General features: G+C 68.6%; 4 protein-coding genes. All 4 read right to left on the bottom strand.

Translation table 11 applies throughout. The features are described 5' to 3' along the window. Positions 1-374: 374 nt before the first annotated feature. A complete protein-coding gene (locus tag EWH12_RS21185) occupies positions 375-1,235 on the bottom strand; it encodes an ArdC family protein (RefSeq protein ID WP_129927741.1) in 861 nt (286 codons plus the stop codon). A 169-nt stretch (positions 1,236-1,404) separates the two neighbouring features. Next, the gene (locus tag EWH12_RS21180; protein WP_129927740.1) at positions 1,405-3,567 is read right to left on the bottom strand and encodes an integrase; all 2,163 of its coding nucleotides are present in this window, start codon (positions 3,565-3,567) and stop codon (positions 1,405-1,407) included. Next, positions 3,564-5,351 carry a hypothetical protein gene (locus tag EWH12_RS21175; RefSeq protein ID WP_021224414.1) on the bottom strand — a complete coding sequence of 596 codons (1,788 nt, stop codon included), beginning with the start codon at positions 5,349-5,351 and terminating at the stop codon, positions 3,564-3,566. The genes EWH12_RS21180 and EWH12_RS21175 overlap by 4 nt, the downstream gene beginning before the upstream one ends. After that, complete coding sequence (locus EWH12_RS21170; RefSeq protein ID WP_129927739.1) at positions 5,348-6,697, bottom strand: tyrosine-type recombinase/integrase; 1,350 nt, start codon at positions 6,695-6,697, stop codon at positions 5,348-5,350. Before EWH12_RS21170 ends, EWH12_RS21175 begins: the two co-directional genes overlap by 4 nt. Positions 6,698-6,896: the final 199 nt, after the last annotated feature.

Here is a 6,896-nt window from a genome sequence, read left to right as displayed (position 1 = left end):
ATATCCTGACAGTCCAGCGAAAAATGGCGGTTGGAAGGTGAAAACCATCGGTGCCTCCAGCACTGCCCAAAAACCCCATGGCTCCCCCGAGGCGGGGGTGGGCGGCGAGAACGACCGGAGAGGCCCGCGCAAGCGGCAGGCCGCACCCGGAGGGGCGAAATGAAATGGAGCAGCTCGGCGAAGCCGGGCTTGCGGCGCGCCGTGGCGGGCCTAGCAGGGAGCGCCGACCAGACCCGCATCGAGGGAGGCCCCGAAATCAGCGCCGCCGCGCCAGCGGCGTCCGCTGGTGAGCGGGCGAAGCCCGCGCATCGCCGTGCGCGACGAAGCGGCCGAGCCCGCGAGGGATCGGCCGCTCAGCCTTGGTCGCTGCTGGATCATGGCTGCTGGGCGTGCATCCAGTCGGCCGCCGCCTGCGCCTTGCTCGCCGCGGTGAAGATCGCCCGGGGTTCCTCCTTGAGCAGTTGCAGCCAGGAGGCGATATAGGCCGCGTGATCGGGTCGCGGTTCGTGTGCGATCCCGAGATCGGCAAGCAGGAACGATGCAGTCAGCTCGGCGGTCGCTTCCTCCATGGCGAGCGCGTGCCTGGTCCACTTGGCGCTGAAATCCCGGTCAAGCCGATGGGCTGCGCCACTGGCATGAGCGGCCTCGTGAATATGGGTGGCGTAGAAGCCGTGGGCGTCGTGGAAGGCGCTGAAATCCGGCATGTGAATGCGGTCTTCGGCGATATGATAATAGGCGCTGGCCGAGCCGTAGACAGTATCGATGCCGAGCGCGGCGACGAAGGCTTCGGCGGCGGCGAGGCGTTCGCTCTCAGGCAGGTCCGGCCCCGGTTCGGGCGCGTAGCCATCGACCTGATCGGCGTTGAACAGGCTGAACGCCTTGGCGAAAAGCCGTCGATGGTCGTCATCGTCGCCGGCGTCGTCGCCCTTCGCGTGAAACTCCTTCCAGAGGATGCCGAGGCTGGCCTGCTCGCCCTTGCGGACCTGCGCGCCGAGCGCCTGCCACTGGCGATAGGTGCCCCAGACGCCGCTCGCATAGCCGCTGCCATAGGCGGCCGCCCAGAGCGAGACCGTATTTATGCCGCGATAGGGCTTGCCGCTGGCGACGTTGGTCGGGCGGGTGACGTCGGCGCCAGAATGCCACGGCATGCGCCAGGTGCCAGTGCCGGCTTCGATGGCGTCGACGATCGCTTGCGTGACGCGAGCGTAGACGTCTGAGCGTTGTGAGGCTGACATGATCTGTTCTCCGTTCTCGCGCCGGGGACCATCCCCGGCGGCGGAGGCCCGTTCGCGCCGGGCACAGGGGGGCTCGCGCACCCGTCAGGGCCGCAGCGAAGCGAAGGACGGCGGAGCCGTTGCGCGGGCGCGCCGACCGGCGCAGGACTCCGCCAACAGCCGGGGTGGTCTACGGCGCGGGAGGATCGATCCCGGCAATCACCGCGGTCAGGCGATCCAGCTCGCGCTGGAGAGCCTGACGCTGGAGATCGGAGATACGCCGTTCGCGTAGATGCTCGCTGGCATCGGCCGCCGCGCGTTCCCAAGCCGGCCTGTGGCGGGCGGTGATGCAGGCGTTGGGACAGCGGGTCGGCTCGCACAGGGCGGTGAGCGGCTGCGCGGGATCGGGGGTCGTCACGCGCTTGAGGCAGAGCGCGGTCGCGGGATCAAAGAAGCAATCCGCGAGCGGGCCGACATGGAAGGTGCGCGCGACGCTGGCGAGCATGACGCGCAGGCGGGCGCGATCGGCGATCATGGCGGGCAACGGCCCGAGCTTGACGGCGGCATCGTCGAGCGTCCGCGCGATACGCGGTCCCGCCGGACCGCCGAGCGATGCGCCGCCCTGACGCCGGTCGAAATAGTCCAGCAGGTCGTCAATCTGACCGAGCCGGCGCTGCGCCTCGACCTCTGCGCGAAACCCCGATCCACTGGTCCCGGCATAGCCCTCGAAAGCGGCGACCGAGGCATGCTTGTACTGGATCATGCCGGCGATGGTGCCGAACGGACGGTTGGCGATGTGCCACGCGATGGTGCGCCGGAACTGCCGCGTCGTGATGCGCCACGGCTTGCCATCGGGGCCGGGTGGGATGACCGGCGCATCGGGGCTGCCGAAGACGATGTTGAGGTGGTCGCGGAAGGCGTTGAGCTGGCGGACCACCTCGCTCGACAGATGCGTCTTGGTGACAGCGCGGGGACGAAGCACCGGCCAGAGCGTGTCGCTTCCAGTCTTCCGTGCCGCGTGTTCCGACAGCCGTTCGAGCACCGTGATCGCCTCGGCCACCGGTTCGATCGTCACCCAGCTCGCCGACTCACCGGCGCTCGATCGGCGCTTGTAGAGGGTCGATCGGACGCGTTGCCGCTCGATCAGGCCGTCTTCGCTGCGCGCGATCGAGAGGCAGCCGCGCCGCATCGCCTGGACCTCGCAGTCGCGCATGCCGGTCAGATAGGCGCATACGATATAGGCGGCGGCCTGCAGCATCCGCTCCTCGATCGCTAGGGTCTTCACGTCGAAGCGGGCACGCCATGGCCGACCGCTCTCGGGAGCGATCGAGATCGGCGTGTCCATGCCGCCGACCTCGGTACCAAGCGATGCAACCGCTTCGCGAATGACATCCGGTGCGCCGGTAGTGAGCATGAGATGCATGGCCGGCTCGGCGACGGCATCGATGCCGGCATGCAAATGGAGGAGATGGGCGTTGATCGGCGGGGTTGCATCCCCGGTGAGGGGATCGATGCGCGTGGCGCCGTTGTGTGCCGTCGTCCAGATGGGCACGCCGCGTCCTTGCCGGGCTCGGCGCGCGAGATAGCGCTCGAGGCGCGCGCGCTGCCGCAGGCGGCGCTCTGCATCAGGCAGTCCGCGTTCGGCGGCGAGCAGCCGAGCGCGGACTGCCTCGAGCCGATCGAGCGCGACCCGAGCCGCCAGAATATCGGTCGCGAAGGTCGTGACATAGCGCAGCGACCAGGCGAGCAGCGGCGTGACAATCTCCTCCGGCATGCGTGGGGTGCGGTTCTCGCGCACATGCCGATATCCGGCGACGCGCGCAGCCGCTTGCCCGGCCCACGGCTCGAACCCGAGACCGCCTCCAGGCAGGTGATCCCGGAGATGGTAGAGATCGGTGACCACCTGCAAGAGCTGGCCGACGATGACGGGGCGCCGCGCTGAATCATCCCGCAGGTGGCGCGCATAAGCGTCGATCAGCGCCTGATCGATGCGGCCCAGGTCGAGCCGCCCAAGCCGCTCGCGCGCGAAGGCGAAGAACCGGCGAGCCCGGTTGAATGCCTGTCGGATGCTGGCGGGCGGCAGCTTCGGGTGGTAGCCGGGAAGACCGACGTTGAGGCGGGCGTAGAGATAGGCGCGCATTGCCGCCTGCACATCGGCATGTTCGAGCACGTCGAAATGCACGGTGACGTGGCAGCGCCGAGCGTTCTCGCGGAAGACGGCGGGACCGAGATCCCAGGTCGGGTCGCCGACGTGCGACAGCTCCTCGCGGGCATGGCCCGCCTTGAGCGGCGCGCTCGCCAGCACAGGGCGATCGTCGAACGCGGGCACGAGGGCATGGACGGGCGTGGTCATGCGCGTGCCTCCGGCGGCAGATAGAGCCGTTCGCTCCCCATCTGCCGGCGCGCTTCGGCGATAACGGCATCGGAGAAGACCGGCAGGACCTGGACCGTGATCCGGGTGTGGACGCGGCCGAACTTGGCGGCCCAGTCGCTCGCCGGCAGGCTGCATCGCTGCTCTTCGACGAACGCGAGAAAGGCGAGGATCGCGGGGAGCTTGCGCGCGGTGATGACGGCGTTGGGACAATCGAGGCAGCCCCAGAAGGGCTGCGCGCAGGGCGAACCGGGCTCGGCGAAAGGACTGCTATGGAAGCCCGCGCAGGCGGCGAGCCAGACATCCTGTTCGCCGTCGAGCACCGGACCCACCGTATCAGCCGACATCAGCGACGCGACCTGTTCGGGCGCTTCGCGCAGCGCCTGCTCGGCGGTGGGTGGAAGCACGGTCGGCATCGCCGCAGCGACCGCTGCGCGGAAGGCATCGGCGACGGCCGCCTCGTGCAACGGCCGGAGCGACGGCAGATCGGCATAGTGGCGCGCCGCGACCTCGCGGGTGTGACCGACCGCGAAGCGGGCCATATGCCCCTCGGTCTTGGTGTACCATAGCGCCTTGTGGGTCTTGCGCAGCCGGGAAAGCAGCAGATGGAGCGGCTTCCCATCATCGCCGGCGATACCATGGCGACGAGCCCAGGCGGCGAGTTGGAACTTGGGATCGACGATGCCGGCGCGAAGGCCGCCAACGTTGTGATAGAGCCAGAGGCAATCGTCGGTCAGATGCTCGCGTGCGACGGCGGTGACGTCGATCAGGCGACGCATGAGGCCGCCGGGTGTGCCGCTACCACCATCGCGGACCCGCATGCTCTTGTGCTCGGCACCGCGGGCGCGGCGCTTCAGATAGCGTAGCTCCACCGTGCCGGCATGCGGGTTGGTGAGACAATCCACGGTCAGCGTCTTCAGGCACTCCGGCTCGAGGCCGGTATCGAGCGTGAGCAGCACGAGCAGCGCCGGCAGATCGCGCGCGAGCAGATGATGGCGGCCATGCAGGTCGTCGATGAGCGTGCTGATCGGCAATCCGCGCCGCATGCGCATGAAATAGAGGCGCTTCAGCGCGGGCTGGTCTGCGACGATAAAGCCCTGCCGCGCGATGATCGCTTCGACATCGGCGCGCGCCCTGGCGACGACAGGGTCGCCCTCATCAGTGCGGTCGTCGGCGCCGAGGCGGCGAAGCATCGCTTCGATATCGGCCCTCGCGGCGTCGCGCAGCGCGCGGGCGACGAAGGGGCTATAGGCATCGCGCGGGGTCGAGCGGCCCGCCGAAGTGGCCAGCGTGTAGCGCAGCCGCTCATGCAGGTCGGGCGCGATCCGATCGGGCCGGTCTGCCTCGATCGCGCGCAGCGTGTTGATGACCTTGCCGACCGTTATGTGCCGGTGGATCGCGCCCATCCCACGCCGTTCGAGCGCGGACGCAAAGCCATCGATATGGACTGCGCGCAGGTCGTTGACGCCGGTCACCTCCGGCGCATCATCGCCAAGCCAGGCGAAGAAGTGGCGATAGACCTGAACATACTGCTTGATGACGCTGGCCGCACCGATGGGGCCGCCGAGCGCCGCCGATCGACGCAGCGCACCGGCGAAAGCGATGGCGAGTGGGCGAGGATCGAGCCCGGTCATATCGACTAGGACCGTTCCGCCATGCCGCGCCTCGATGGTGAACTTGAGGCCGAGCACAGGATCGGGCTGCGATCGCTCCGGCGTGATCGGCGCAAAGGCGACAGGCCGGCCCTTGCGGGGACGCCCGCTCATACGCCTTGCGGCCCCGGCAGTAACGCCAGCAGCCCCTCGACGGCCGCGTCCACCGTATCGGCGCGGGTCGCGATATGGTCGAGGTAGATATAGGTGGTGGTGAGGCTGGCGTGGCCAAGCAGGCGTTGCACCTGTTGCAGCGGGTCGCCCAGGATCAGCCGATAGCTCTCCACCGGCCCCACCGGCAATGCCGCTTCGCGCAGCCGCTGCTGGATCAGCAAGGCGAGCATATGGACTGCGAAGGCGTGGCGAAGCTGGTGCGGGCTGATCGACAGCGGGAAGCCGTTCTGTGCGCACCGCTTGCAGGCGCGGGTGAAGATCACCTCCCACGAGTTGGGGCGGACAGGCTGGCCGACCTCGGTCAGCCATAGCGCCGCCGGCTCGCGGGGCGTTCCATCCTCGTCGCACAGGATCAGGCGGCATCGTTCCTCCGGGGTGCAGATATCGCGCATGCGGTCGAGACCGGCGCGGGTGACAGGGATCGGTCGGTCGAAGCTGGCCGCACCGTCGCGCGCGGCGAACTTGGCCACGCCCGCGGCGCGCTCGACCGCGACATAGGCGGCGATCTGACGAAGCAGCCGGCGTGGGACCAGAACGCTGCGTCCGCGGTCGCCCTTGGTGAGCGGCGGCGGAAGGGGCAACCAAAGTTGTTGGACGTCACCGTCCTCGCGGTCGATCGCCGCGAGCTCGGCGGTGAGCAAGCCCGACGCCTCTTCGAGGCGCAGGCCGGTGGTGACGAGAAGATCGGCGAACAGCGCATTGCGCAGCCCGTTACGATCGCGAGCGCCGGGGCGCTCCGTGCCGTCAGGGGTAAGGCCGCGCAGGCCGACCTCGCGGAAAATGCGGTAGTCATCCATCGTGACGAAACGGACATCCGATCGCCTGGCGACACGTTCATAGGCATCGTTGCGCGCCGCGATCATGCCGCGACGGCCACCTTGCGCCGGTCGCCACACGGCGCGGCGGCTGAACGGCGCGTCGGCGATCAACCCTTGCTGCTCGCCCCAACGGTAAAGGCGATCGAGGCTGGCGACGGCGCGGTTCCAGCTTGCCGCCGCTATCCGGTGATCGGCATCGTCGCGGCGTCGCTCACGATGATAGGCGTCGACATCGTCGCGGGTCGCAGCCCACACGGTCTTGCCGCAGGCATCGAGAAAGCGAAGCCAGACTACGACATCATAGGCATAGGCGCGAAGCGAGTGCCGCGAGCGGACGCCCGACAGCGGCAGGTCGAGAAAGAAGCGATCCAGATCGGGATCATAGAGCGCGTCGCCGCGCAGGATTAGCGGCACATGCGCATCGAGGCCCCTGGCCTCGCGGCACTCGCAAACAGTAATGATCGACACCGGCGCGAAGCCCTCCCCCCGGACCCCCCACCCGGAAGCTGACCTTCACACCGATGCGCACTATGGCCCGGCAGCAATCAGGCTGGCCTCCGCCAGCTCTTGGGTCAGCGCTACGGCCAGCCTGATTACTGCCTACCGTGGGCGTCCATCGCCGACCTTACTGCAATGTTGCGGACGGCGCAGACTGTCCAGATAAGGC

Source organism: Sphingobium cupriresistens, from assembly GCF_004152865.1.
Classification (GTDB): Bacteria; Pseudomonadota; Alphaproteobacteria; order Sphingomonadales; family Sphingomonadaceae; genus Sphingobium; species Sphingobium cupriresistens.
The sequence above is the reverse complement of the archived record's forward strand: the minus strand, read 5'-3'. Positions and strand labels throughout refer to the sequence as shown.